The organism is Halocynthiibacter namhaensis (assembly GCF_000812685.1).
Classification (GTDB): Bacteria; Pseudomonadota; Alphaproteobacteria; order Rhodobacterales; family Rhodobacteraceae; genus Halocynthiibacter; species Halocynthiibacter namhaensis.
This window is the reverse complement of sequence record NZ_JWIF01000015.1, coordinates 1-25,837: the sequence shown is the minus strand read 5'-3', so window position 1 is coordinate 25,837 and position 25,837 is coordinate 1. Positions and strand designations below refer to the sequence as shown.

Genomic DNA, 25,837 nt, shown 5'->3' with positions numbered 1-25,837 from the left:
ATTAAGCAGAGAGGCGCGATGAGGTGGACTCGCAATCTGCTCCAGTCCGTTGACTGGGATGGGCCGCAACATCTAAGCCGATGCTCGCTCAAGTTTTTTCCTTCTCCCCCCGTTCTGCATCCACAGATGTCACCAGCGTTTCCCCCAACCGATGCTCCACCCGGGTCACGTTCCAGACGCCCACCAATTCCGGCAGCACACCGCGCAGATCAATCGGAGCCTCAGCGCCTAAATCGCCGTAAAACCCACCAAGCTGCAGGCTGATCTTGCCACTGGCGCGCACACCTGCGGCCAACGCGCTTTGTGCTGCACGGGTGGCTTCAGCCGCTGAGGCATACCGATGGCGCAACTTCAGCTCGGGTGCTTTGTCTCCGGCACTAACACGGTGAACCACAGCTGTTCCCAACTCGGCCCATTCCGCCGTGACCTTGCCGTATTTACCGCGCCCTGTGAGTTTCCAAGATCCGCGCGAGATATCTGTGCGGTGGATCACCAGCGATGGAATATCCTCGCCACTGGCGGTTTTACCGCTGCCACGGGGCACAAATATCAGGTGACCGGCAGCAGGTTTAACGGTCGCGTTAAGATCCCGCGCAAGCCGGGTCAGCAGATTGAGGTCACTCTCGGATGTCTGCGCCAGATAGGTATAAAACGCGGGCTTGAGATCCTCACTGATCGCGGGTTTCAGATTATGATCACCGGCGATGGTGCCCACGATATCACCCAAGGTGACGGCTTCCCAAGCGCGGGTTTTGGGGGCGCGGATGGTGCCGAGCATGTCAGCCGCCTTGGCGCTGATTGTCATGGTCTCGGGCATGATTTCACCTGCGAGATCATCAACGATATAGTGGCCCATGGCGGTCAGGCCGGTTTCCTTAAACCCAAGGGCGATCTCAAGCTTGGCCCCCACCACAGGCAAGGCCACGCGCTGATCGCGGTTATCAATTGTGATTTCAGCGGTATCGGATTTGAAGCCCGCTTCATCTGTAATTGAAAGCCCTGTTAAACGGTCTTTAAATAGCGCTGTGATGTCGTCGCCATCGGCTATGATCTGATAATCAATCTGCATGATCAGCCCCACAGCCGAATGGGTTGGCGCACGGGTTCTGGCGTGCGTTCTGGCAGCAAGACCACCACGCCCATGGGCAAAAGTGATCCCATGGCCGCCAGCCCGGGATTGGCCTCATAGACCGCTTCCGCCATGGTTTCAGATCCATAATGCGCCTTGCAAATGGCATCAATCATGTCACCGTCTTTGGTGCGATACGGGGTCATAAGAGCCTCTCAATCAGCGATATCGCCCCGTCTTGGCCATAGGCCTGCAGAGTCACGGTGAACTCAATCTTGCGTGGGGCCCCATCGCGCAGAAACACGCTTTTGCGTTCTTCCACACGGGTGATCACCCAGCGGTTCCAAACCCAGCCGAGCCCGTCCACCATCATCATTGGCTTGCCCAAGCCAGCCTGCAGGCGCATCAGTTCAACTTGATGCAACCCGCCCTTAAAATGCGGATAGATGACGCCTTCAATTGTCACTTCCTGCGCATCCGGCCCCGCGTATTGCAGGGCTGGCGTGCGGCCAATGCGGTTCACTTTGCTCCAGCGATAAGATGCGCTGCGCGAAAACGTCTGATAGGCCCCGCCCGCCATGCCAAAGCGAAACGCCCCAAGCGCCATCATGACAAAACCAAGGTTCATTCAAACATCCCCCCGTCATGTAAATCACCACGGCGGGCATCTGCGCGACGGGCAAGCTGGCGTTCAACTTCACGCGCCACCTCTGCCGCATCCATGCCGGGTGCGGCCTGCACGGTGATGCAGATTTGGTCGCCCTGGCGAATGATCTGCTGACCCGATGCAGGTGCTGAGATCGCCGGGCGTTGATCCACAGATTGCAAGATCTCGGCTTGATTTGGGGCGGCGGCTGCAGGTGCCGCCATCATGCTGGCCGCCATGGCGGCTTTCATCGCGCGGGCTGGAAGGATGGAACCGGAAACACCGGGCACAAAAAGCTCGGGTTCACGTTCACCCACCATATAAGGAACGCCCGCGCGCACAGGGCCACCACGATCGCGCCCTGGCTCGGCGCTGGTGCTGTCATCGCCCCCAACCCAGTTCTGCAGATCGGTCAGCCATTGTGGCTTGAGGGAGGCAATCTTTGCCGAGATCGAGGCCGTCATATTTTCCACGATAGAAGCCATCCCATCCCAGAGCGACTGCAAAAGATTGACACCGGTATCCCAGAGACTGAACTCAGAAAAGGCGGTAGTGATTTCATCCGGTACGCCAAGCAAATCCATCACATAGACGACCAAGCCTTTCATGACGTCGGTCATAAGTGTGAAGGGGTTTAGCTCGGCCATGCTGGTCAACACACCCTGTAGAAGCCCCTCATCAAAGGCCGCGCGGATGACCTCCACCTTATCTGTGAAGTAGGCAACAATCTTGTCCCAATTCTGATAAACAACAAAAGCAAGAGCCGCGACGGATGCGATCACAAGGCCGATGGGATTGGCCATGACCATGATCCCCAAGCGCAGGAAAGCACGCGACAGTAAACCAACCGCACGCATCGCCCAAATCAACGGCCCCTTGGCAATCCAACCAATGGCGCGACCGGCCAAACGCAGAGGGCTAAGGGGCAGTTTCCAAATCAAACGCAAAGCCAGAAACCCGCCGTAAACCCCCGCGATGGTGGTGATCAGCTCACTGGATACGCCGGTCCAATTCATAACCGCCGTCACGACGCCACCAATGGCCGTGCCCGCCGCCGTGCCCCAACCTGTCCAAGTCTGCGCATTGGCATCAAGTGGCCCCAAAAGATTGGTGAACCATGTCCAAAGCGATTTGGCGCTTTCAATGATGCCGTCCAGCATCGGCGCTGCCGGGCCAAGGGCCTCGCGAAACGCCACCCAAAAGCCAGTGAAGAAGGATTTGAGGCCAGACCAGTTGTTGTAAATCCAGACGCCCGCCATGGCGACACCAACCAAGATCGCGCCAATGCCACTGGCAATGAAGGCGTAACGCAGGGCGATCATGGCACCGCGCACGAGCTTCATTGGATTGAGCAAAGCGAGGATACCACGGCCAAGCATCGGCAGGATCATCAGAAGCCAAGACCCGGCCCGGATCAAATGCAAAATGGGTGTTAGGGCAGAAAATAAGGTCCAGCGTAGGGCCAGTGAGGCAACCTTCATCACCAAAATACCCGCCGCCAGTTTGGCGATCAGCGAGATCAGTTCAGGGTGTGCCTCAGCCCATTGCGTGATCATAGAGATCACCGGCTGCACGGTCGCCAACAGTTGGTTTAGCTCCGGCAGCAAAATACTGCCCGCCGCAATTGACAGGCCCGTCACATAGTTTTTGGTCAGGTTCAGCGCATTGGCCGTGGTCTCTGATTGCTTAGCGTATTCTTCCAGCATCGACCCCGCGAACAAGCTCTCATCCCCAACCAGCCCGAGGGCTTCGCTGACAAGTGTGATATTATTTAAAAGCGGTGCAATCGCGCCTTTGCTTTCTTCACCAAACAATTGGCTCAGAGACGCGCCCTGTGCATGTGCAGGCAACTCAGAAAGGGCTTCCATCACCTCAATGATTGCGCCTTTGGCATCCACCTGCATGCGTTGTGACAGTTCTACCGCGTCAAAACCCAAGGTCTGCATCACCGCGCTTTGACGGGCTGTCATAGCCTCACCTGCAGTCAGCGCGCCAAGGAAGTTTTTCATACCTGTCGCAGCAACCTCAGGGCTGGCCCCACCGGATAGAAAGGCCGCCGAAAGTGCAGCGATCTCAACCTCAGCCAGACCTGCGGATTGCGCCACAGCCCCCTGACGCCTGATAATCTCAACAAGATCCGGCGCGCTTGCATTCATGTTGTTTGAGAGGTGGTTGATTGCATCCCCAAGGCCAAGCGCTTGCGATTGGCTCAGCCCCATTGCCTTGCGCCACTGCGCCATGGATGCGCCGGATTGCTCGGCTGAGATATCAAAGGCCACGCCCATCTGGGCCGCATCGCGCGCAAATGCAATAAGCTGGGCGCGTTCCTCATCATCGGGCAGCGCTGAATCAACCACACCGGCCTGACCTGCCGCCTCAATGATTGCCGCAATGCCCTCGGCGGCTATGGGGAGCGCGCCGGATGTGGTCATGGCGAGAATGTCTTCCTGCATCTGGGCAAGGCCGTCCGGGCTGTCAAAATCCACGACTTTCGAGACACCGGCCATGGCGCTTTCAAACTCAATCGCGGGCTTTAAAGCCTGATAAAACGCATACCCCGTGGCGGCGATGCCAAGGGCTTGCGATTGCAATCCTTGCATGCGGGCTTGGTTGGCGGCGAGCTGTTCATTTGACCAAGCCACACCAGCGCGCCCGGCCTGTTCCGTCGCCGCACCAATGCCGCGCAAAGCACTTACAGCCCCCGCCGCTGGCCCCGAGACCTGATCGACCAGTTTTAAGATCATCGCAACATTGAGATTGCCGGTGGCCATGGGAGTTAGTCCTGTGTTGTGGCGTTCTGGGCTTCATGGCGGGCGCGGGCTTTTTCACGCCAGCGGGCGAGCTCTTCCACGGCCATTGTGTCCATGTCAGCAGGCGACCAATGGAAGGCAGAGGCGATGTCAGCCATCGCCTCTTCAACATCATCGGGGAGTTTTAATTCGCTTCCAGTTCCAGAACCTGTCCCTCCAACTGGCTCTTCTTCACGAAAAAAAGCACAGTCTTCCCCGCGAGATCCGTGAGGTCTGCAGGATCCAATGCGCCGATCTGGGCGGGCGACAATGGCGGCTGCGTGATACGCGGCAGCAGCTTGATCATGGTGTTGGTTTCCATGCGCATGATATCCACGAGGGAAAGCCCACGCAGCTCACCGCTGGAAGGTTTGCGCAGGGAGATTTCTGAGACCTGTTTGCCGTCGATCTCGACAGCGGTGGCAAGGGCGACAGTGTTCATTTTGGTGACGTTTGACATGGGATTTAATCCAGTTTGAAAGAGGGTTTAATCAGGCGATCACATGCCGCCTGAAGATGTTGGGAAAGTCAGATTGGGCGCGTGATCAGAGACCCATGGCCGCACGGATTTGAGCAAGCTGATCGACGCCACCGATCACGCGTTTGCCCGCCTCGATGTCGATTTCAAAAAGCTCATCGCCATTATGCAGCATGCGAAAACAATCGACTTCCAGCGTGAGTTTCAGGGGCACATCAGAGCCCGGTTTGAGATCACTGAAGTTGACCATCGACCAACGCCCGCCAATGGTGGCAACAAAGCTGTCTGCGGAAAAATCATGTTCGCCCATGGCGCCGGGGCGCAGGGTCATGCGTTGGCGTGTGCCAAACATTTTGATCAGCTCAGGCGGCCAATCGGCCAGGGTCACTTCGGCCTTCATAGCTTCCATGCCCATGTCCTGGGCCATGGGGCCATCCATGCCACCACCCCGGTGGCTGGCCAGTTGCAGTTTAAGCTCTGGCAGTTTGCCCTCAAGCGCGCGGCCAGCATAGCTGACGCCATCAATAAAGGCGCTGAAGTTGCGAATTTTACGCGGGTATTGCATCTCGCATATCCTTATAAATTACGGGAATTGAAAGGGCGCTGCATGCGCCCCCATTGTTAGGCGGCAGCACTCACATCTGAGATCAGCTCATCATAGTAAGTGCCATTGCGATGGGCGCGGAAAATCAGGTGTTCCAGCGGTGCCGGTGGCTCAAAATCAAAATCGATATAGAGCTTGCCTGATTTCAACGTGGTCTCTGTGTTGAGTTCAGGATCAAGCCAGCAATTGAACCCAAGCAATGCGCCGGAATTGATCAATTGTTGCCCCATCGCTTGCACGCCGTCACGAATATCCATGATCAGTTGGGCAGACATTGGACGATCCATTGCCCAAAGATGCGCTTGCTCAATGCTCTCATAGATAATGTCAGCTGTGCGCCGCACAGAGAGGAAGGCCCATTGTGCATCAGCACTGGTGCTTCGATTACCCCACAGGCGGAAGCCATTTCGGCGCACGATGGTGGCAACCTCGGCCTCATTCATGCGATTGGCTTCAGTTGCAGATGAAGACAGATGAAAACTGACAGGCCTTGCAGTACCAGAGATCCCACGGATCACTTGGTTGGAAGGTGACCACCAGAAACCTTTTTCGACGTCACGTTTGGCGATTAACCCAGCAATATAACCTGAGTTTGGCCGCGTGGTATAGGCGGCAGAATCCGTATCAAACACACGCACAGCAGGATCAACGATCAGCAAACGGTCAGAACCGTAGTTTTGCCGATCCAACTTCGCGTCTTCTTCTGTAGTATTTGGGCCATCTTTAACAACGATGGCACGCGTATTGTCACCAATAGTAATCAAGTTTGAAACCACTGGATTTACCCCATCGGCAGGTAATCCAGTTGTGAACCCTGGCGCAGCATTAATACGTGGGACGATGTCCAATTTATTGCCTGCGTTTTGCAAGGCCCATACGCCGGTCCCCGCCGTAGGATCGCCAACAACGTTAGCCATTGTTTCTGCAGCGCTTGAACCTTCAGGTACGAGGCTGACCACAACTTCACTAGCACCATTCTGATATGCTGCCATATAGGCATCTTTGAGTGTTCCTCCCGAGCCGAGTTGAGCCGCATCACGCGGCCCCTTAATCAGCACGGGTTCGTTGCGAGGGAAGCCTTCAGGGGCATCTGGCGCGGTTCCTGCGAAGCCAATTGCTGAGCTTTTTGCAATACGAATGGGGCGAATGCCGTCATCAACTTGGATGACCTCAACCCCGTGAAGAAATTGTTCAGGCATGGATGCCTCCTATGGTTTTGTAAAAGTGGGTTTCTTGGTTTGGATCAGTGCAGCTCATGAAAAATAGCGCCCCTTTTTTGCGTGAGATATGACGCCGGGTTTTGCGCTCGCGGACGTAGCGTCTCTTTGTTCCGGCGCGCACAGCGGGCGTTTCCCGAAAGCGATATTTGCGCTGCCACAGCGTTGCCGCAGTGTCGTTCATTCTGTTGCGCCCAGGTCGAAACACGGATTTGCGCAACGTCCCTGTTTTGCGTTTGCGGCGCGCCAGTTTCTTGAAGATGCGAGATATGAGGCTCATGTGCGGTATCCCCCAATCACATCCTCAAGGCTGGCGTAGCTGTCGCGATATTCAAACGATCCGAACTGCCCGCCAATGCGCACGGCAAGGAATAAAACAACGCTGATCAAAAGCGCTGCAGGCACGGCAATTAGTGACCAGACCACGGGTTGTGAGACCGCATCGCGCAGCATGGCCGTGAAGAACTTCCAATCACAGCGCGCCCGATCCCAACGATCACCGCCAACGGCATAGCCAAAATCATGGTGACGCCAGCTTGCATCTTTAAAGAACCAGCTCGCGGTTTTGGTGATCAGATTGCGCATGTTATTAGGCAACCAGTACGGCCCAACACCATTGCCGAACTGGCGTTGTTGTTGCGTGGTTAAATCATGGAATGATGGGCGGCTCATACTCTGCATCAGACCGCACCCCAAAAGTTGTCATCCGCAAAGTTAGCGGGGATTGGGTTCGTGTTTTTCAAAACCCGCGCCGCATGGATGTGTTGCGATTTATGGGCCATGGCGGCATTGCCAAAAGCCACGACTTGCGCAGGTCCCATGGGCACCAGCGTGTTGTCAGCAGCCAGCCACACAAAAGGCGTGGCGGGGTCTGCCCAATTGACATCATCGCCTGCCTTGCCTGCCATCAACGCACCAATGGCCGATGTGGTGGCACCCGTGATATTGGCAAGGCTTTCAGGGTCGGCCTGGAAGATATGGCCCTCAAAGTTGAAGCCTGCCGTGATGCGCCGGTTGCGTTCCGCGTCAATATCAGCACCCGATACAAGCGGCGCTACATGTTGCCATTCACCAGCAACATCATTCCATTGATGATCATCAGATGGTCTCCCAGGAAGCGCGATCGTTCCCTCAGGATATGAGGCCAAAAGATCAGGGGTTGGTTCCGATACTACTGCCCACATGCCTTTGGAGGAATGGAAAAAATAATACAGCATCAGCTGATCTCCCAGAATGTGGATGTGGTTTTGTTAACTTTGTAATGTTCCCATGGCATCACAAAAAATGACCCTTGATCATATGCGTTGACCAGAGGATGAGACACCCAAACCACCCCATCAACAGATGTGGATAGTGTGGTGTTTGAATTCGCCTCAAAAAGGATGTGCCGCATCTTTGGTGTGTTGTTATGGATGGAAAGATTGGCTGGCCGCAGTCCCGTGACATCCGTTCGGGTCTGACCGACGCCAAACACATGTTCAGATAATGCAAAGCCTGCATTGGTCAGAGCTTGCGCTACTTTTAAGGCGGTCATGACTTTTGTGTCATCAACGCCAGCTTCAGCCTCTGCCTGTGTTGCCACGCTGGTCAAAAGTTGTGCGAGATCAGCCATGCCCCCGGTTAAAGCCTGATCAGCAGCTTTCATACAGAATAAGGCCGCGATATTACGCGGGCGAGTTTCATTTGATGTTTGAACAGTACGTGACGCATCAAAGCCAACGCTACCGCCACCCGCAACACCGTCGCTGCCACTGCCAGTGACTGACGTAGACTGTACGTAAAACGTGCCCGTTTTGATGGAATTGTTATCATTAACATTTCCGTCAAAAGTACCAACAATGTTTTCGATTGCCCAACTCTGTGCCGATCCCAACACGCGCCCCGTATCCACACCACGCCCAGCATCCAAGCCGCGCATGAATTCACCGCGATAATCCGGCAAAAGCGGATTACCAATGACATCGGTCACCACACCGGGTTGCGCCAAAAGATGCGTGCGCAAATCAGGGTAAAGTGCCGTGACTGCGGAACCGTCACAGACCACCCAACCCGCAGGCGCAACGCTTGAATGGAAGCCCGAAACTTGACCGATTGGCACCCCTGCGCCATCGACTTTGGTAGACAACGCGGCGATCTGCGCCAACAACGCAGCCAGTTCACTTTCATTGTCGCCAATCGCAGCGGCCAGTTCATTCAACGTGTCCAACGCACCAGGCGCACCATTGACCAAAGCAGCAATAGCCGCATTGATCTGGGCAGAGACGTCAATATTCCCAAGTGCCAATTTCAGAGCCTCAATTTCTTGCTTGTTATAGAGCGTCCGGTTCGCAAGCTGTTGGGCTGCAATATTCGGGCCACCTGTCTTTGTCGCAAGATTAGGTGGCCCTCCCATGACGGCAGTGCTTGTTTCGACTTGGAAAATTCCAGGTGTAAATTCAGCAATTTCAACAAGATCAGCCATCAGGCAACTCCATAAGTATATGAGCCGTCATAGGTGATGCGGCCATTGTAAGAATTCAGGGCTTCGGTGAAGAATAAGCCCTTTAGGTGGCACCGTGCTGGGGCCACTAGGCGCAGAATGGCGCGCACCTGCGCAGCCTGCTCAATCGTAATCGGGCGAGTCAGATAAACGCGATATTCTGCCCAATGATCAGGCTCGGAATACGTGATTGATCCGTCATATTTGTATGCGCCGTCGTAGGTTTCATAGCCGTAACGCTCAACCACTGTGGCGTCGCCATAACCCGCAGCCTTCAGGGCGCGCCTGACAGATTGCAGCGTGCCTTTGACGCGGTGAATGCTCACAGATTCACGAATGGATGCGCGTTTGGTTTCCTCGCTCCAACCGCTATCCCAAAAATCCACAGACAGCGCCCAAGCAAGCCAAGGCAGCAAATGCACCGGGCATGTGTCTGGGTTCATCAAAGCCGCAACAGGCGTGAGATCTGGACGGCTCACGGCAATGCCACGTTCGCAAGCCAATTCAACACGGGTGGCATTGGGGGGCAAAATGCTATCAGACATTAAAGCCCCCAACCGTCAGGATCGGGGCCGCACCGCAAAACGCAGCCTCATCCGGTGCAATCACCAGATCAACGGCAGGCACAATCAGATCAATATTCTGCACACCGGGCCGAAACAGCGCCGCCGTTAAACCCGCCCGGGTGATGTCATGGCCAAGATTGTGATGGACCGCGATGAACTCAGCAACCTCAGCCTGGGCTGCCGCGAGGATCTGCGCACTGTCAGCGCCGGGCATCAAAGTCAGCACGGCTTCAATGCTGTAAAGAGTGATTGAAGCGGCTTTTACAGTCACGAGATCACACAGCGGGCGGGTCTCATCCAGCACATCCACAACCAATGCCAATAGTGCTGCAGAGGGGGTGCCATCACCACCATGGGCCAGCACAGCAACCTCAACTTCACCCGGCGCGGGGCGGCTGACAGCGGCATCTTTCACCGCACCATCGGCAGAGATCGCATGGAAAATATAAGCCCCGATTGTGCCCGCAGATGTGTGACCTTCAAGCGAAAGCTGGGTGCGCGCACGCAGGGCGGCATCATCTTCCAGGATCTCAGGGATCGGCGGGTCCACCTGATCATCCCCGGCCTGAATGATCAGACGTTCCACGCCCCAAAAGGCCGCCAAGCCATCAAGATTGGGACCAGTCGCCAGCGCCAACATGCAACCGCGTGCATCGTCATTGAACTCTAAGCGATCCAAAAACCGAAACCATGCACAGACCCGCAACAGTTTGCTGACAGGTTCACTTTCCAGTGCCAGAAACGGTGCAAGTTCAGGCATGGCTTGAATGGCCTCAAGCTTCATATCGGCCAGTAAGACCTCATATGCGGCGGGTTTGATGATATCCGGCGCGGGCAGTTTTGAGAGATCGACCTGAGAAAAGCGGCTCATGACGCGCCCCCAGTATTGAAGGGATTATTGACGAGATCCACCGCGACCGGCAGCACACGGCTGTCGCCGGTGACCTCAGCGCTCAGTTCAAGTTCGGCAAAGCCAGCGCGGGCTTGGGTGATCTGCACGCGCTCAAGCTTCAGGCGCGGCTCCCATCGATCCAGCGCCTCAGCAGTTGCCTGATAGACATCAATCAGAGTTTCGCCATTGATGGGCTGGTCAATAATGTCAGGCAGGTCAGAACCATAATCACGCAGCATAACCAGCGTGCCTTTGGGCGTGGTGAGGATGTCAGCGATGGATTGCGCCAAATGCGCATCCCCCGTGATCCTACGCCCCGTCTGGCGATCCATGCCTGTGCTGACAGCAATGTTCATTTGCGCGCACGTTTCTTGGTTTCGGTTGCAGCTTTTGCGGCAAGGCCTGTGGATTTGACCAAAGGATCATCCAGCGCGCCGGTCAGCTCAACTTTGGGGCTTGCGTCTGAGGCCAGTGTCACCTGTTCATATTTGGCCGCATGTGCGGTCATCCGCAGGGACGTGCCCTTGGCGCACCATTTGCCAGCAATCCAGCCGTCAGCATTTGCGATATAGTCCTGTGGTTTTTCCATCAGTTGGGTTCTCCTGTATTTGCGGGACCGGGTTTGATGCCGGAATGCGTGTGGTGAACAAGGCTGACACCGCTGGCGATCACGTCACCAGAAACAATCATCGTGCCGTTCACGTGGATCTCGCCGCCATTGAGATTGATCATTGGCGTGCCGGCATCTGAACTGGGGGCATTGCCTGCATAGATTGAGCAAATGATCATCGCCTGCGCCATGTCACCTGAAGGTGCGGCGACCACGACTTGTTCGCCCTCACTTGGCATCCACCAGAATTGAATCGCACCGGCGCTGAGTTGCCCCACCTGAATAAACGGCGTGAGAAGATCCCCGATCTGCACACGCGCCGCAGATTTGGCAGGGTCCACAGCCGTGACGCGGCCCACGGAAATAATATTGGCAATCCGGCGATCTGCTTCTGAATCGGCATATGACATCAGCTTGCCCCGCTGATCGGCGTGCCACCGACATAGATTTGCGCGCCAAGCGGTGCCGGGCTGGATTGGAAAAACGTGATCGGTTGGTTCCAGGTCACCGCCCAAAGCGAGACGCCGCTGTCTTTGCTTTTGGCTGAGATCAGCGTGTGCATCGCCACGCCTTGCGCCTGACCACAGGCTGGATTACCCCAGTTTTTTCCGGGCACCAATTCCAGCAACACCTGGCAGATATTGGCGGCCGCCAGATCACGTTGCAGGCCAAGCGCATCTTTGCACACGACATAAGCCGCCATTGAAAGCAGGAACTCAGTGGAATGTCCGGCGTAACCTTCACCCTGTTTGGCCCCAAGTGTTGAGATCACAACGGCAGGTGACGTGAGGCCGCTTTTCTTCAGCTCTTCCAGCGAGAATTTTCCGGCATGTGGTTTGCAGGCTTTGAGATCCGGCAAGCGGATGCTGACCTCATCACAAATGATCTGTGGCAGGTTTGAAAGTGTATCGGGGGCGGCGCTCATTGCAGGGTCCCGTCCATATGGGCGGTCACGAGATCGCGCAGATCTTCAACATCATCAGATGACATGCCAAGATAGGGACGCTCAGGCATACCGCTGCCAATCTCTTCACCGCCAAGCTGGTGATGAGCGGCGTAAATCAGGTTTGAACCCACGGTGACATCGCTGCCCTGGGTATAGCTTTGCACGCTTTCGAGCAGGTTGTTTTCCCCAACCAAAAGCGAATGTTTGTCATGATTGCGGGTCTCATCATAAGCCTCAGACCATTCCGCCCAGGGCGTGCCATCGGGCGCTTCCTTGGTTTCAAATCGGTTCTTGGCAGAGCTTTCCAAAAGTGTCCCGGCATCATCAGCCAGCTGCGCCATTTCAAAACCCTGCAATCGCGCAAGCCTGCGGATCGCGTCATCAAGACCGGGTGCTGTCAGAGAAAGAGCAATGCCTGACATCTCAAAGCCCCCGCATTTTGGCACGGGTGAAGATGCGCTCCGGGCCACCGGATACAATCGGTTGCGGGCGAGCTGGTGCCGTGGTGCCGGGTGTTGGGTTTCCAGACGTTGCGCCGGGCATAATCAATGCCGCCGTGCCGCGCGCAATATCTTTGAGGTGCTTGATTGTATCTTCATAACGGCGGCGGTGTTCTTCGGTCAGCACGTCGCGCGACAAGGCCAGACGATAGACCGCGATATCGACGCAGAACTGCATCAGGATCGCAGGTGCGTTTGCCAGCGGAAGGCTGTAGCGCGCACCAATATAGCTGTCGATTTCCCCAGAGGCGAGATCCATGGCCCGCGCAATCGCCGGGGCATCGGCCACACCATCGCCATCCCGATCCGCTACATAAAGCGCATCCTCGGAATAGATCAGTGTGATATCTGCCTGACTGGCATAGGCCATGGATAAGGTCCGTTCTCTGGGGTGTGGAAATTAGTCTTCGGTGCTGTCGTCAGCGGGCAAGATTGTTGCCCACACCGCATCACGCTCAGCAGCTGAGATCTTGCCGAGATCATCCGACAACAGCGCATTCAGCGCATCAACGCGGGGCTTGCCGTCTTTCTGGAAATCTTCCGGGCTCAGCGTTTGGATCGCTTCAGAGATCTGCGTGGCACGATCTTGCAATTCTGCCGCATCGGCATCAGAGGCGGGTTTGATGATCAGCATGCGCTCACCTGTGAGGCGCAGCCATTGCTCATCCGTGAAGTCTTTCACCTGAGCAATCACACCGGCTTTGCTGAATTGTTTACCGCAACGCCAAAAGCCAGTGGCAGCGCGCGCGGCAATGAGAACGGGTCCTGTGGGGATCATGGGATCTGCTTTCAGAAAATGGGGAGAGATTGACGGGCCGTGATGGCCCGCCCTATGTCAATTCTTGCGCTGGATTAGGTCAGCCAGGAGGTGTCGAGAACATCAACCGCGTTGTAATTGGCATTGGATGCACCACCATCGCCCAACATCACCTTCACGGTTTTATTGGCTTGCGACCGTAGTTTTGGACCAACTACCAGCAGGCTTGGCTTGATGCCCAATGGGCGACCATTGCTGTCTTTAAGCAGGCGCATCGCTTCAATCGCCGCGTCCAGGCTGTCGCCATCAAGGGCGGCATTGGAGGCATAGGCCATCTGCCACAGACCAAAGCCCACATTGCTGCGCGCATCGACACCGTAAAGGAATTCTTTGTTGTGGAAGACATGATCTGAGTGGTTCGGATCGGTGTGGGAGACAAATTCAGGTTTCTTGCGCTCTTGATGCACCATGGGTTTGAGAGGCCGGGTTGTATCCACAAGATACCACCAGGGATTGGTGCCAAGGCCTGAAGCATCCACATTGGACACGGCAGTTGCGGCACCAGCTTCATCGAAAGACGGGTGATCCGTGTCGAAGAAATACTGCCCGTCATAGCAAAGTTCACTGCGGCCCTGTGCCATCAGGCCAAAGGTCAGATCATCCGGCTGTTGCGCGGCACTGACACCCATTTCCTGAAACAATGGCGCGTAGATCCCAAGGTTGTCATCCTCAATATCATTGCGACCAACACTGACCGTGGCCTCAAAGTCTTTATTGGCGATGGAATAGCTATGGCTTTTCATATCTTTGACCGCACGCGCGCCAACCCATTCCCGCATTTTGGGGAACTTGCCGAGCCAACCATAGGTCTCAGAGGCTGAGGTTGAGGTGATCGTGGTGGCAACGCGATTGTAGTCGCTATCCGGGCGCGTCGCTGTGAACGCGTCTTGAAAGTTCTTTTTATAACCGACCTGAAGGGCGGTAAGAATGGCGGGGGTGACCATCATGGCAGATTACTCCTAGGATTTGCCTGCGATGAAATCAGCCTCTGACATGCCCAAGGCAGTGCAGACGGCCAGCTCATCGCCGGTCAATTTTGTGGTTTTGTTTTCGTCGGGGTTTTTGCCATCAAGGCCGCTGCCACCCGCGATCACAGGGGACGCCGCGATCATGCTTTGGAAACGCGCAAGCCCGCCTTCAGCCTGACAAGACGCCAGATGATAATCACGGCTGGCCGGTGCGATCTTGCCCGCAGTCACCGCATCATCAAGGGCGGTATTGATCGCCAGTTCTTCGCGCTCAGTCTCAGCCGCTTCAAACTGTGAAGCGCGATTTAAAGCCAGTTCAAAGTCAGCGCGCGGCACAAACAATGTCGGATCAGGCGTCTGCGCCCGGTTCATGGCTGTGGTTTCTGCCGCTTTCAACGCAGTGATCGCAGTCACAGCTTGCGCAGGCGTTGCATCGGAATTGAGGCCGAGCGCCTCAAGGACATCTTTGTCCATCAGGGTGTTCTCCTTTTCAGCGCCGTCACGATTGAGGGCAACAAGATCTAAGTTGGGATTATTGGTCAGACCCGCAGAAACCATGCGCGACACGGAACCTGTGCGTTTGGCAGCGGAAAACACGGGACTCAGATAGCGATAAGAACGCGCACGCAGCAGCGCTTCGCCATCTTCATTCCATTTGACGCGGCCCCAGAGACCGGTTGCGCGCGCTTCCATCTCATGGATCCAGCCCATGGCCGGTGCCGCTTCCGCACGCGCGCCCTTAATCTGGGTCGCATGTTCAAGGTCAATTGGCAGATCAATGCCACGGTTGCGGAAGGTATCAACCACCGCACCCGCGTCATTCATCGTCCAAACACGGCCATCAATGCCGCGAATGCCCGGGCCTGCCGGAATAAGCTGAACCCACTCCGGCAGATCGCCTTCTGCAAAGTTCAGCTCTAAGATTTCTAAAGGGGTCTGATCAGTATCCATGTGGCGACAATGCCAAACCCGCGCAAGGAAAAGCGCCCCGACAAGTGTCGGGGTCAGAAATAATCTGAAAGTAAGGGAAAAGGAATAATCGCGCGCCGAAACCTAAGGTCTCAGAAATAAGCCACAGAGCGCGATCCCTGCCAAAAGGCTACGACGCCCCGGAAAATTCCGCAAGCGCGCCACAGACCCTTTTAAACACCTTTTAACGGCGAAGGTGGGGGCTGGATGCGGCTGCACATAACTTGAAACGTGTGTCGCCATAATAAGGTATTATCAATAGGCCTCTTAGAGAGAGGTAGATCAGTTATGATAGAAATACCAAAATTACAGTATCGGCGGCCAATTTGTAATAATTCCACGTAGTGGGATAACGCAAGTTACGGTTTGTGCGGTAAAGATTAGGCACTTACGCTCACTTAACCAATGTGGAGATTAAAGTGGCTACGCGTGTTTTCTCAATGTACTCCCTTTCTGATCTGGGAATAACGCAAAGCAATTACAGCTTTGGATTTCTGAGCAACACAGGCTTTTTCACAGCTTCAGCAACTGCAGCGGCAACCTCTGTAACTCTTGAGGATACGGATTCTCAAAACAATATCTTTAATGATGGCGCACCAGGGAATTTCTTTGCAGCACCTACATCTCAATTATTGACGGGTACCGTAGATGGAACTGTATTTACAAATACTCCAAGCAATCCGGAGAACCAGTTCCGTGTCACTGACTCTAACGGTAATGTCGTCGGCTCGATCTATGATCTCCATAATGCAAACTCTGGGTCCTTTTCGTCATTGCAAGGCTATGTAACTGATTTCGTACTAATCCCGGGCGAAACATATGCAGTTGTCCGGCTTACAGTCCTTCCACGTCTGAATTACGATGACATAATCACTTGCTTCACACGCGATACCTTAATCATGACCGAATTCGGGAATGTACCCATTCAGTCTCTGACCGTTGGGGATAAAGTCGTGACGATGGATCATAATCTCCAGACTATACGCTGGATTGGGTCGCGTACGGTGGCAGGCACTGGTAATTTTGCGCCTATACGAATTAGCAAAGGCGCGCTGGGTAACACGCGAACAATGTATGTGTCACCAAACCATCGTATGTTAATCTCTGATTGGCGGGCTGAACTTTTATTTGCCGAAGAGCAGGTATTTGTAGCTGCAAAGGATCTGGTCAACGGTGACACCATATTCAAAGAGCCAAAAGACAGCGTTTGCTACATACATCTGTTGTTCGATCAACATGAGATAATCTACGCTGAAAACTCTCCGAGTGAGAGCTTCTTTCCCAGTTCTCAAAGCTTGCAGGGACAAGACTACGAAACGCAAAGAGAGATTCTGCTCCTCTTTCCAGAATTGGCCGTTCAGAATGCATTCCCCCTTCCTCTCGCACGACCAATGCTAAGATCCTTTGAAGGTAAATGTCTCGCAGAAATAGGCAAAGCGTAGTCAATTTGAGGCTCCAAATCCCACCAACCTCAACCCATCATCCCCCACGTTCTCAATCTTAACCCCACGCAGCCCCACATCGCTCCCCTCAATAACCAGCGCCTTGCCGTCATCCGCAACCACGGCCCGCCCGGTTTCCACAAGATCTGCAATCCCAGCCAGATCACCAACCTCCACCACATCGCCAGCCTCTTTCATCCCCGCCAGCGTCTCATCACTGACCTGGACGACACGCGACCGGCTGCCAATCGCACGGGCCAGATCCTCGGGCAACATCGCGACCGACACAGAGCCCTTTGCACTGCCATCAAGCAACCGCTGCATGCGCCAGCTTGTGGCCATGTCACGGGCGGCAACACGGGCAATGTCGGGCGTGGCCGCATCTAGTTTCTCAGCCAGCAACCGCTCCATATGACGCTGACGCACCAGCCCGGGGTTGCTTTCCCAACCCGGATCAATACCCGATGGCACAGGCTTAATCTCACCCGTGCGCGGATTGAATGTGTCGCGCATTGGAATGCGGGGGCTTTGCCCGATCCCACGGGTTTCCGCCTCACGGCGCGTGATCTGGCGCACGTGACAGGCGCAATTCCAACCATTGGGCGGATACCACGTCTGCCAGAATGGATCATCGACCTGCAGCACAAGGCCAGATTTGGCCTGGTGTGTTGGGCGATGCCGCTCACTTGGCCCCAGTAAATACACCAGATACGGCAAAGCACGTTTGCTGCGCTGGATGCGATCCCATTGCCCGGCAGCACGTGCGGATCTCATGTTGGCGCGGTAAATGGTTTTCAGGCGGCGGGGCGATCCAAGCCGCACGCTTTGAACCTTGCCGGTCAGCGGATCAATCTGATCCTTCACGCCCCACCAACCCAGACGACGCAAGCGCGGCTTTAGTTCACGGGCAAACTGATCATAAGGAATGCCCTCATCAATCGCCTTTTGCAGCGCACCCTGGATGCTTTCCAACACATCCACATTCATCGCCTTGGCGACGGTAAAGCCCACCGCATGTTCTTCCGGTTCCACATCATGGAAACTAAAGGCGGGCAGCAATTCTTTGTTGCGGAAGAACTTTGATACCTCAGGCGGCGGGCCGGGATTAAAACTATATCCGGGCTTATCTGTGAACTCAGTCATCCCGATGATCACCCAATGCACGGGCCTTTACAGCACCTTTCACAAGGCTTTCAATCAAGGCGCGGTTGTCCATTTGCGGGAAGACTCAGTCAGCATTTTCTGCGCTTCCTCATAATCCGTGGCACTCTGCAAAAGCGCCACCACAGGATCTAAGACACCTGACAGCACATCTTCCCAAGTCGAAGATAGATCGCCTTCCAGCTCAGCCATGGCAGCATTGATATCCACGCTGGGCGCATCAGCTTGGTTGCGATGTTGCACCTCAGTTTCCGGTGTTGGTTTCTTGACAGGCGCGCCACCCATCACCTCATCATCGGCATCCGGCTCCGAGAACCTAAGTTTGGCGCGTAGTTCTGATTGCTTCACCCGCAGGCCTTTGCCAATCAACCGATCCGCATTCTTCAGGATCATGTCGACGTCTTCAGCTTCCTCAATCACGATCCGCAGCTTGGGATAACGCGCCTGCACCCCGTGATTGAGATCAACATAGGGACGCACAAGATCGCGGTTCAACGTGCCCGAAACAGACCGCGCATCTGAGGCCGCCACATCATGGCGCACCTCATTATGCACATTGGCCTGCGCCTGCGATGAGCCACTGTCTGAGGTCATGGTTTGACCAAGCACCGCCTTTGAGGTTTGCTCATCGGCCCAACGCGCCAGCTTTTCAAAAATGTCATTGCCGGGGCCATTGGCAATCTGTTCAAAATCAATGCGCATATTATCCGGCAGCACCGCCGCCGCATCGGTGCCGATATTGGCCACAGCACGAAACAGGATCTCGACATCTTCAGGCGTGGCGCTGGGGCCATAACGGCCAAGGCGCAGTGGCAAACCGTAGGTTTCAATAAAGGCGATCCAATCCTTTGTGGTGTAGCTTTTGCACATCCAGCCAAAGGCCACGAGACGCGCTAAACCACCGCGACCAGCAAGGCCTGATTTCAGGCGGGCTTGGTGGCTGATCCATTTGAACGGCGCAAGCGGCACGCCATCCACCATGTCTTCCTGATCAATCAACCGAACCTCGCGCCCAGTGTCGCGATCAAACATAAAGAAACGCGGGTCACGATAGATGAACTCATCAATCCACCATTTGTCTTTGCTACGCCCCCATAAAAGTTCCACCTGGGAAAAGCCTTTGCCAAGCGCATCCAGCATATCTTCCACCAGATCCGCAAAGCCGTCGTGCTGGGCCAAATGTTCGCGCACATCATCGGCAATCTTTACATCACGCGCATCATCTGAAGCAGGCGTGACCGTTGGCACTACGCTGGACACCTTACGTTTGCGCACCCCAAGCACAGAGGCATAATGCGGATCGCGTTCTTCCATTTCCTCGGCCAGCACCAGATAGTCATGCAATTGACCTTCAGCCGCTGCCTGCAAGATCGACGCCAGCCGCGCCGGTGTCAGGCCCGAGGCCACCGATGGGGCCCATGCATCACGAATGGATGTGATGCCGGGTTCCGCGACCTTTTGGGTCAGAAGGTTTTTGCGCAGCGGGTTTTTAAACGCGCGGCCATATTGATTGAGAACGGCCATCACCATATTCCTTTGCGTGTTTTAAATCCTGCAGTCAGTTTCAACAGGCGGATCTGATCTTCCTGGACGCGGTGCAGCGTCGCAGGCGTGACCGGGCGGTAAACATAGGGTTGATAGGTGGTTTGTGATGCGGCAACGGCCAGCGCCATGGCCCAGAACCTATCGGCGTGGCCATCGGTGTCACTATCCGCCACAAGGCGACGAATGCCCGTGGGGCCAGTCATAGATTTGATCGCATGAAGATCGGCGCGCAGATTTGGATCACCTGCCGGGATCATACTTTTGCGGTCCTGCATGCTTTGCTTGAGACCCGTCGCCAAATCCAACTTGCTGCCAGATCCAAAGATCACGCCATCAACGCGATCTTCGCCATGGGCGGCTTTGGCATCTTCCACGGGCTTCTCACCCATGCCCGTCTGATCCATCGCGCAACGCACAACATGATAGCGCCGAAACACATCGGCCAGCAGGCGATCTTGTTCGGCAAATTTAATGCGACGCCGGGCAATGACTTCCCGGGTCACAAGCTGATCGCCCACAAGTTCCATCACCCAGATAACAAAGAGGTCATTGCGCGCCGCGATATCAACGCCAACAAAGCAAGGGCCTTTGCGATAGAGCGCAGGGTGCCCGGCCAGTGGATGCTCACAAGCTGAGATCAGATCATAATCCAGCCATGAGGATGCCGCGTCCAACCACTTAAGCTCAAATTCCTGAGACCAGGCATCCTCATCGGCCATGCCAGAACGCAGCTCATCAATATCAACATCAAGGCCCTGTTTCACGGCCTCATAGATATCAACGTGATGTTTCGACCAGCCATTGGCTGCCGTGGTCATCAGCTCATAGAACTTATTGCCCTTGCCGTTTGGCGTGCTGATCACCCGGATTTTATGACCACCACGCGCCGCCACCGGAAAGGCAGATCCCCAGATCCTGCGGCTGTCTTGGTGGAAGGCAAATTCATCAAACAACATATTGCCGCCAAAGCCACGCGCCGCATCCGGGCTGGCTGAAATAGCTGTCACACGCGACCCACCGGGAAAGCGCACTTCCTGCGCTTTATATGTCGCCTCAGCCACATCAACAAAATGAGTATCACCATTTTGGGTCACCTCGCGTTTATGGGCAGGCACGTGGAAATCCTCTTCCGAGAACTCTGGGCGACCCTTGCGCGCCAATGTTGAATAGGCCGCGTAATAGGCCTTCACCATGGGTTTTAAAGCGTCTTCAATCGCCTCTTTCGCCGTGGCTTCAGAACGTGACAAGATCGTCCAGCGGGCTTTGGTGTTGGCAATCTCAGCATCAATGCAATCCTCAACAATCTCACCGCTGGCCCCAAAGGTTTTGCCGCCACGTCGGGTGAACATGCCGATTTTGAAGCGGGTATCATCTTCCAACCAAGCCTTTTGATATGGCAGGAATTTAATGACGGGATCGGTCACGTCGCCACCATGTTCAGCATCAACCGAACCCCATGATTTCTTTGGCTTTGCGCGCGGCTTCCGCCTCGATATCGCCAGCCTCAACCGCTGTTTCCAGTTTTTCCACTTGGGCGGCGCGCTCAGCTTTCAAAATACCATCGCGCAAAGACGTGGACCGGATCAGGTTATTGAGGGCTGAGGTCAGATCTTTCATGCCACGCGGATCAGGCAACTCATCCGTGGTCGCCATCATCATCTGAAGCCGCCATTGAATCGTGGTCAATTGCTGGAACAGGGCCGAGGTCACATCGACCTCATCTTTCAAGCTGGCCTTTTCCAGAAAGCCACGGATTTCATCTGAGGCCTGTTCCTGCATCTTCGCGAAGGTCTGGAATTCTTGGCCATAGCTGTGCAGGGCAGATTTGCCGATGGTCAGCTCAAGCCCTTCCTCAGCCAAGCGGAAATTCAAGCTTTCCGCCAGATCCTCATAGCCCGCAAAGCCGCGTTCCTTCAGCTCATCTTGAAGCCAAAGGCGCAGCTCGCGGGGGAGCAGGTCAATTTTGCGTACCGGTGGCATGATCAGCCTCGCGGGGATGGGCGTTGAATGTCGGGATGACGTGCGGCCCCTGTGGCCAGCTCAACGCCGCGCATGGTGGCCGTGACGACCACAAAATCAGCGCCATCATCATAGGTGGCCATGCCGTTTTCCCGCAGCCATGCCAGTTCTGTCACGATCTGGTCGCGTGTAGATGCAACGCCCACGCCCTTAAGAACATCGCCGAGGATTGAGGCGTTGGACGTATATTCCTGACACCCCTCAAGGTGGCGCAGAATGGCAAGGCGGCGATGTTTGGCCACGGTCTTTTGATAGGCGCTCATGATTTGCCTCCGTCAAGTAAATGGGTTTCGTGGCGGTTCACAATGGCCTCAGTGCGGGCCATGCTTTCAGACATGCCGCGCATGGTGGCGCGCAGGGCTTTCATGTCGCCACCGATTTCCGACAGGGTCAATTCCAGCCGGTGCAAATCCGTGTTTTTGGGCATGTTGAGTTGCGCGGTTTCCATCGCTGCGATCCGCAATTCATGATCCGCGAATGTCTTGCGGCCCAGCTCAAAGCGGTGTTCCACATCTTTCTTGCGCGTGGCAAAGAAGGTGAAGACAACAGCCCCGAGTGATAACCCGAGGCTGGCCAGTTTGATAATCGTGTCGAGATCCAGGTTCACCCTTGCGCCCCTTTCAAATCCGCAATCACCGCGTCCTTAGATTTGGACCCAGAGGATGACCCAAAGAAGAAATTTCCCACCTGGCTGGTCATTGTGCCAAGCGCGCCCATCATGATCAAAAGCACCTCACTGCCCTCAGCGGGCAGGCCAAAGCGAAAGATATAAGCCAGCACACCAAAGAACCCGATGATGATGGCAAGGCCAAGCACTGAGGGCGTCCAATCTTTCATCTGCACTTGGCGCTGGCGGGCACTGTTGCGATCATCTGCAGCAATGCTTTCAAGCTTAATGTCAGCCTCTTCCATCTGGGCTTTGAACTCATATTCAAGTTCTTTCAACCGCACGAGATCAGCACCACTTGCGCCGGTGATGGCCGCCTCAACCTCGGCAAAGCTGGCGTCATCCTTCCCGAGGATTTTTGCAGCAATGGCGCGTGTGGCAACACCCGCCAAAGGGCCACCAAGGGCCGTGGCCAATGTCGGGGCGACGGTGGCAATGATGTCTTTAATGACAGAATTCTTCATGTCTTTGGTCCTGTTTCAAATGTAATTTCGGCGGCGTAGCGGGCGACAATCCAACCAGTCTGGCCGCCGTAAAGAACTTGCGCCCAATCGCGCCCGTTGAACGTGCCTTTGCGCAGGACTGGCAAGATGGCTTGATCCGGGATCTGGGCGATGGTGTTGGGATTGAAGGATGGCCAGCGGCGCAGGTTCAACGTGTCGCCGGGCGCATCCACTTGAATGAGTTGATTGGTATCTGTGAGGGCGGTGGATTGTCCATCTGCCGCATCCTCAGCCGGATCATCACGCCCCAAAACACGTGCTTTGATATGGCTCAGTGGGAATAGTGGGTTGGTGTCCATCTTGCGCCCCGGCGAGATATACCAATGGGTCACAATGTCTTTGAGGTCAGCACTTGCGCCAAACAGCGCCTGCAATAATTCCAGAACTGCATCAATCTGTGGCTCAGGATATGGCATCCAAAGACCCGCGCCATGTTCCGGCGTGGTGATGTCCTGAATGCCATGTTCCTCAATATCAAAAAGCTGGCCAAACCATGTGCGTGCATTGGATCCTGCACGCGTCATGCGCCCCGGGTTTACGATCTCAATGCCGATGGAAAACCCATTGCAATGATCGCGCCCGTGATAATGGGATTTGCCCGCATGATTGGCGCGGCGATCAATCGGCACTTGTTGCGTCACGGTGCCATCAATTTCCACGACAAAATGCACAGAGACCTTGGCCTCATTGTCTCGCAGGAAGCGCGCGGCAGAGCCCGTATCAAGGCGGCTGGCCGTGTCATGCAGAACGACGATTTCCGGGGTGATTTCTCCCCCGGTCCAGCGTGCAGCATTAAAGGGATGATCAACCAATATCTGGTTTTTAAATTGCATTGCGGGGGCTCCGTCCGTTTGGATTGAGCTTCGCAAAACCTGCATGCAATAAGCGCCCCGACAGGTGTCGGGGTCATGGTTGAAAGGCTATTTAAAAGGGATTATGAAAAGAGATCAGACTGGCGATCATCTTTAAGGCTGCGCACCACCCGTTCCACAGTTCGGGTATGAACGTCAACCTCTGCAGCTATCCGGGGCTGGCTCAGGCCAAGCCGCCAAAGTTCCTCAATACGCGCACGACGCCCATTTGCGCCGCCGATATTGCCGCAGGGCACAAGCAAAGTGCCGCAGCCCAACAGGTTAGACAGCTGACGGGCAGCGGTGATGCCAACAAGCCCGGCCAATTTGCAGTCCTCATTTGGCGAATGTGGAATATAGACCTCACGCCCGCCACGGGTTTCCGCAAGGCGCACCGCCACATCCACGCTGATTTCCTCAGCGATATACGCCAGAACACCCGGCAGATATGGTTTGAACGCCTCACGCATGTTCAGGCACCTGAACCTTTTTTATCAGATAACGCGGCTCGCACATCGACTGCTTTCTTGATATGAAAGCTGGGCTCTCCATCGGCAACCTTCTGATATTGGCGACGCTTGAGAATTTCCAATTTTTCCAACATAGCTTGCGCAAGCGCGTCATAATCATGACCAGCGCGCCGGGCCGCATCAAAAACCAAAAAGATACAATCAGCAAATTCATGCGGATCTTCAGGACATTCGGCTGCTTCTTCAGCCTCTTTAATCAAGTGCTTTAAGGGGCCAAGTGGTCCCCGATCTGAACCGAAAGTTTTCTCTGACCATTCGGCATGCGCTGTATAAATATCTTTCATTTTGAAAGCTCCACGCCAGCGCGGGCGCACCAATCTTTCAGCGCTTCTACCACCGCCCGGATCTGGGCCGGTTCGCGCAGGTGATCAATATCAAGCGGCACATGGCCCCAAGTCTTCTCAAACCGGGACCGCACAAAGGCATTCAAGCCTTTTGCACCGGCCACTTTGGCAACGCCTGCTTCATGCAACAGACGCCACATAACATGACAAAATCGGATATCTGGGCGATCAGAGGCGGGACGCTTTGCACTGCGATCAGTCGGGCGAAACCCGCGCACTTTCAACTCACCCACAAGCTTGTTCAACTCAGCCTCAGACATATCAGACATGGACGATTTGCCCGTGGTCACCAATTGCAGATCACGCCGTGTATCCGCATCAAGACCAAGTTCACGACAACCGACATGCACCAGTTTTTGCAAGGAACGAATGCTCATAATCACACCCCCGCCAGATCAAGTGGGATGGGCTTTTTATCGCCACTGTCAGGATCGACAGAATAGAACCGCACATAGGTTTTAGAACTGGTAACGCGCACCGCGTCAGAGATCGCCTCCATCGCGCGTTTCCAGTCTTCATCCGTGATATCCAGCTTGCGCAAACCCAGCACCCGCCCAGTATCAATCCGACCCGCTTTGTTCACTTGAAACGCATGATTGATCAACACGCGCATGTTGTCATTGCTGCCAACAGACCAGCGCTCAACGCAGGCATCAATCAGGGCTTTTGCGGCGTCTAATTCCGGGCCAAATGACAGGCTGTCAGACACAGAAACCTGCAATTCAAGCGTGCCATCATAGCTACGCAAAGTCATGTTTCCCTTGGCACCACCTTTGCGCGCCTCATATTTTTCCAACACCAGATCGCGAAATGCCCAGGCCTCATCCAAGACCGTTTCCCGGAACGCCGCCAAGGCATCACGCAGGGACATGGCCCCGCAACTCAGGCGGCGCACCACCTCATCCTCAAGCTTATGTTCCGGCTTTACTTTCGTCAGGGGGATCAGCGCGCCCTGCGCGTCTTGCATATATCCTTCGGGGGTCATTTTAAGTTCCTGTTTTTGGGACATCGGGGAGAGAGTAAGATCAGACATAGGTTTGTTTCCCATCATCCAGCACAGCGTCGATAAGTTCATCTTCCGCGATTGTGGTGATGAGTTTGGCGGCCAGATCAGACACGCTCATCTTGCGCCGTTTGGCATAGGGAAGGATCATGGCGCGCACAGATTTTGGCACCGTATAATCCAGTGACTTGCGGTAAACTTTCAATCCATCAGGAAACACGT

The 25,837-nt window shown here is 55.0% G+C and carries 37 protein-coding genes; 1 reads left to right on the top strand and 36 read right to left on the bottom strand.

Annotation, left to right across the window (positions count from 1 at the left end; genetic code table 11):
* Positions 1–88 precede the first annotated feature (88 nt).
* From RJ38_RS02690 to RJ38_RS02585, 23 genes are all read right to left on the bottom strand, one after another.
* A complete protein-coding gene (locus RJ38_RS02690) occupies positions 89–1,069 on the bottom strand; it encodes a phage late control D family protein (RefSeq protein ID WP_039017360.1) in 981 nt (326 codons plus the stop codon).
* A 2-nt stretch (positions 1,070–1,071) separates the two neighbouring features.
* A complete protein-coding gene (locus RJ38_RS02685) occupies positions 1,072–1,275 on the bottom strand; it encodes a tail protein X (RefSeq protein ID WP_039017359.1) in 204 nt (67 codons plus the stop codon).
* Positions 1,272–1,697 carry a phage tail protein gene (locus RJ38_RS02680; protein WP_039017358.1) on the bottom strand — a complete coding sequence of 142 codons (426 nt, stop codon included), beginning with the start codon at positions 1,695–1,697 and terminating at the stop codon, positions 1,272–1,274. The genes RJ38_RS02685 and RJ38_RS02680 overlap by 4 nt, the downstream gene beginning before the upstream one ends.
* The gene (locus tag RJ38_RS17955) at positions 1,694–4,486 is read right to left on the bottom strand and encodes a phage tail tape measure protein (protein ID WP_052245147.1); all 2,793 of its coding nucleotides are present in this window, start codon (positions 4,484–4,486) and stop codon (positions 1,694–1,696) included. Before RJ38_RS17955 ends, RJ38_RS02680 begins: the two co-directional genes overlap by 4 nt.
* A gap of 5 nt (positions 4,487–4,491) precedes the next feature.
* Entirely contained in the window at positions 4,492–4,623 is a 132-nt protein-coding gene (locus tag RJ38_RS18405; protein ID WP_082005603.1) for a GpE family phage tail protein, read from the bottom strand.
* Positions 4,624–4,649: 26 nt separating this feature from the next.
* The gene (locus RJ38_RS02670) at positions 4,650–4,964 is read right to left on the bottom strand and encodes a phage tail assembly protein (protein ID WP_039017344.1); all 315 of its coding nucleotides are present in this window, start codon (positions 4,962–4,964) and stop codon (positions 4,650–4,652) included.
* An 85-nt stretch (positions 4,965–5,049) separates the two neighbouring features.
* On the bottom strand, positions 5,050–5,547 hold the full coding sequence (locus RJ38_RS02665) for a phage major tail tube protein (RefSeq protein WP_039017343.1): 498 nt from the start codon (positions 5,545–5,547) through the stop codon (positions 5,050–5,052).
* A gap of 56 nt (positions 5,548–5,603) precedes the next feature.
* Complete coding sequence (locus tag RJ38_RS02660; protein ID WP_039017342.1) at positions 5,604–6,785, bottom strand: phage tail sheath subtilisin-like domain-containing protein; 1,182 nt, start codon at positions 6,783–6,785, stop codon at positions 5,604–5,606.
* Entirely contained in the window at positions 6,778–7,083 is a 306-nt protein-coding gene (locus RJ38_RS02655) for a hypothetical protein (protein ID WP_039017341.1), read from the bottom strand. Before RJ38_RS02655 ends, RJ38_RS02660 begins: the two co-directional genes overlap by 8 nt.
* Positions 7,080–7,475, bottom strand: coding sequence for a hypothetical protein (locus RJ38_RS02650; RefSeq protein WP_039017340.1), 396 nt, complete (start codon positions 7,473–7,475; stop codon positions 7,080–7,082). Before RJ38_RS02650 ends, RJ38_RS02655 begins: the two co-directional genes overlap by 4 nt.
* An 8-nt stretch (positions 7,476–7,483) precedes the next feature.
* A complete protein-coding gene (locus RJ38_RS02645) occupies positions 7,484–8,020 on the bottom strand; it encodes a DUF4376 domain-containing protein (RefSeq protein ID WP_039017339.1) in 537 nt (178 codons plus the stop codon).
* The gene (locus RJ38_RS02640; protein WP_039017357.1) at positions 8,020–9,264 is read right to left on the bottom strand and encodes a phage tail protein; all 1,245 of its coding nucleotides are present in this window, start codon (positions 9,262–9,264) and stop codon (positions 8,020–8,022) included. The genes RJ38_RS02645 and RJ38_RS02640 overlap by 1 nt, the downstream gene beginning before the upstream one ends.
* A complete protein-coding gene (locus tag RJ38_RS02635; RefSeq protein ID WP_039017338.1) occupies positions 9,264–9,827 on the bottom strand; it encodes a phage tail protein I in 564 nt (187 codons plus the stop codon). The genes RJ38_RS02640 and RJ38_RS02635 overlap by 1 nt, the downstream gene beginning before the upstream one ends.
* Entirely contained in the window at positions 9,820–10,719 is a 900-nt protein-coding gene (locus RJ38_RS02630) for a baseplate assembly protein (protein ID WP_039017337.1), read from the bottom strand. Before RJ38_RS02630 ends, RJ38_RS02635 begins: the two co-directional genes overlap by 8 nt.
* Positions 10,716–11,096 (bottom strand): GPW/gp25 family protein, encoded by a 381-nt coding sequence (locus RJ38_RS02625; protein ID WP_039017336.1) that lies wholly within the window; start codon positions 11,094–11,096, stop codon positions 10,716–10,718. Before RJ38_RS02625 ends, RJ38_RS02630 begins: the two co-directional genes overlap by 4 nt.
* Complete coding sequence (locus tag RJ38_RS02620; protein ID WP_039017335.1) at positions 11,093–11,329, bottom strand: hypothetical protein; 237 nt, start codon at positions 11,327–11,329, stop codon at positions 11,093–11,095. The genes RJ38_RS02625 and RJ38_RS02620 overlap by 4 nt, the downstream gene beginning before the upstream one ends.
* Positions 11,329–11,760, bottom strand: coding sequence for a phage baseplate assembly protein V (locus RJ38_RS17950; RefSeq protein ID WP_052245146.1), 432 nt, complete (start codon positions 11,758–11,760; stop codon positions 11,329–11,331). The genes RJ38_RS02620 and RJ38_RS17950 overlap by 1 nt, the downstream gene beginning before the upstream one ends.
* The gene (locus tag RJ38_RS02610; RefSeq protein WP_039017334.1) at positions 11,760–12,275 is read right to left on the bottom strand and encodes a hypothetical protein; all 516 of its coding nucleotides are present in this window, start codon (positions 12,273–12,275) and stop codon (positions 11,760–11,762) included. Before RJ38_RS02610 ends, RJ38_RS17950 begins: the two co-directional genes overlap by 1 nt.
* A complete protein-coding gene (locus tag RJ38_RS02605; RefSeq protein ID WP_052245145.1) occupies positions 12,272–12,718 on the bottom strand; it encodes a phage virion morphogenesis protein in 447 nt (148 codons plus the stop codon). The genes RJ38_RS02610 and RJ38_RS02605 overlap by 4 nt, the downstream gene beginning before the upstream one ends.
* A gap of 1 nt (position 12,719) precedes the next feature.
* Positions 12,720–13,166, bottom strand: a complete 447-nt coding sequence (locus RJ38_RS02600; protein WP_052245144.1) for a gp436 family protein — start codon at positions 13,164–13,166, stop codon at positions 12,720–12,722.
* 30 nt (positions 13,167–13,196) lie between these two features.
* Entirely contained in the window at positions 13,197–13,574 is a 378-nt protein-coding gene (locus tag RJ38_RS02595; RefSeq protein WP_039017333.1) for a hypothetical protein, read from the bottom strand.
* 74 nt (positions 13,575–13,648) lie between these two features.
* Positions 13,649–14,560 carry a Mu-like prophage major head subunit gpT family protein gene (locus RJ38_RS02590; protein ID WP_039017332.1) on the bottom strand — a complete coding sequence of 304 codons (912 nt, stop codon included), beginning with the start codon at positions 14,558–14,560 and terminating at the stop codon, positions 13,649–13,651.
* Positions 14,561–14,572: 12 nt separating this feature from the next.
* Positions 14,573–15,532, bottom strand: coding sequence for a phage protease (locus RJ38_RS02585; protein WP_039017331.1), 960 nt, complete (start codon positions 15,530–15,532; stop codon positions 14,573–14,575).
* Between the two features lie 437 nt (positions 15,533–15,969).
* Here RJ38_RS02585 and RJ38_RS17945 point away from each other — a divergent pair, with 437 nt between their 5' ends.
* Complete coding sequence (locus RJ38_RS17945; protein WP_156121728.1) at positions 15,970–16,992, top strand: Hint domain-containing protein; 1,023 nt, start codon at positions 15,970–15,972, stop codon at positions 16,990–16,992.
* Here the strand turns inward: RJ38_RS17945 and RJ38_RS02575 are convergent, their stop codons facing one another.
* The 13 genes from RJ38_RS02575 to RJ38_RS19035 form a co-directional block, all read right to left on the bottom strand.
* Positions 16,993–18,135 carry a phage head morphogenesis protein gene (locus RJ38_RS02575; protein ID WP_052245142.1) on the bottom strand — a complete coding sequence of 381 codons (1,143 nt, stop codon included), beginning with the start codon at positions 18,133–18,135 and terminating at the stop codon, positions 16,993–16,995. It lies immediately after the preceding gene.
* Positions 18,136–18,189: 54 nt separating this feature from the next.
* Positions 18,190–19,677 (bottom strand): DUF935 domain-containing protein, encoded by a 1,488-nt coding sequence (locus RJ38_RS02570; RefSeq protein ID WP_052245141.1) that lies wholly within the window; start codon positions 19,675–19,677, stop codon positions 18,190–18,192.
* The gene (locus RJ38_RS02565; RefSeq protein ID WP_039017330.1) at positions 19,677–21,122 is read right to left on the bottom strand and encodes a phage terminase large subunit family protein; all 1,446 of its coding nucleotides are present in this window, start codon (positions 21,120–21,122) and stop codon (positions 19,677–19,679) included. Before RJ38_RS02565 ends, RJ38_RS02570 begins: the two co-directional genes overlap by 1 nt.
* A 19-nt stretch (positions 21,123–21,141) precedes the next feature.
* Complete coding sequence (locus RJ38_RS02560) at positions 21,142–21,678, bottom strand: phage protein Gp27 family protein (RefSeq protein ID WP_039017329.1); 537 nt, start codon at positions 21,676–21,678, stop codon at positions 21,142–21,144.
* Positions 21,679–21,680: 2 nt separating this feature from the next.
* On the bottom strand, positions 21,681–21,980 hold the full coding sequence (locus RJ38_RS02555) for a VpaChn25_0724 family phage protein (protein ID WP_039017328.1): 300 nt from the start codon (positions 21,978–21,980) through the stop codon (positions 21,681–21,683).
* Positions 21,977–22,324 carry a DUF2730 family protein gene (locus RJ38_RS02550; RefSeq protein ID WP_052245140.1) on the bottom strand — a complete coding sequence of 116 codons (348 nt, stop codon included), beginning with the start codon at positions 22,322–22,324 and terminating at the stop codon, positions 21,977–21,979. The genes RJ38_RS02555 and RJ38_RS02550 overlap by 4 nt, the downstream gene beginning before the upstream one ends.
* Positions 22,321–22,848, bottom strand: coding sequence for a hypothetical protein (locus RJ38_RS02545; RefSeq protein ID WP_039017327.1), 528 nt, complete (start codon positions 22,846–22,848; stop codon positions 22,321–22,323). The genes RJ38_RS02550 and RJ38_RS02545 overlap by 4 nt, the downstream gene beginning before the upstream one ends.
* Positions 22,845–23,720 (bottom strand): N-acetylmuramoyl-L-alanine amidase, encoded by an 876-nt coding sequence (locus RJ38_RS02540; protein ID WP_039017326.1) that lies wholly within the window; start codon positions 23,718–23,720, stop codon positions 22,845–22,847. The genes RJ38_RS02545 and RJ38_RS02540 overlap by 4 nt, the downstream gene beginning before the upstream one ends.
* Positions 23,721–23,821: 101 nt before the next feature.
* Positions 23,822–24,208, bottom strand: coding sequence for a hypothetical protein (locus RJ38_RS02535; protein ID WP_039017325.1), 387 nt, complete (start codon positions 24,206–24,208; stop codon positions 23,822–23,824).
* A 2-nt stretch (positions 24,209–24,210) separates the two neighbouring features.
* Entirely contained in the window at positions 24,211–24,552 is a 342-nt protein-coding gene (locus RJ38_RS02530) for a dATP/dGTP pyrophosphohydrolase domain-containing protein (protein WP_052245139.1), read from the bottom strand.
* Positions 24,549–24,989, bottom strand: a complete 441-nt coding sequence (locus RJ38_RS02525) for a regulatory protein GemA (protein WP_039017324.1) — start codon at positions 24,987–24,989, stop codon at positions 24,549–24,551. Before RJ38_RS02525 ends, RJ38_RS02530 begins: the two co-directional genes overlap by 4 nt.
* A gap of 2 nt (positions 24,990–24,991) precedes the next feature.
* Positions 24,992–25,645 (bottom strand): DUF3164 family protein, encoded by a 654-nt coding sequence (locus RJ38_RS02520; RefSeq protein ID WP_202903857.1) that lies wholly within the window; start codon positions 25,643–25,645, stop codon positions 24,992–24,994.
* Positions 25,638–25,837, bottom strand: a 200-nt coding sequence (locus tag RJ38_RS19035; RefSeq protein ID WP_039017356.1) for a hypothetical protein, incomplete at its 5' end; no start/stop codon positions are given. The genes RJ38_RS02520 and RJ38_RS19035, both read right to left, overlap by 8 nt.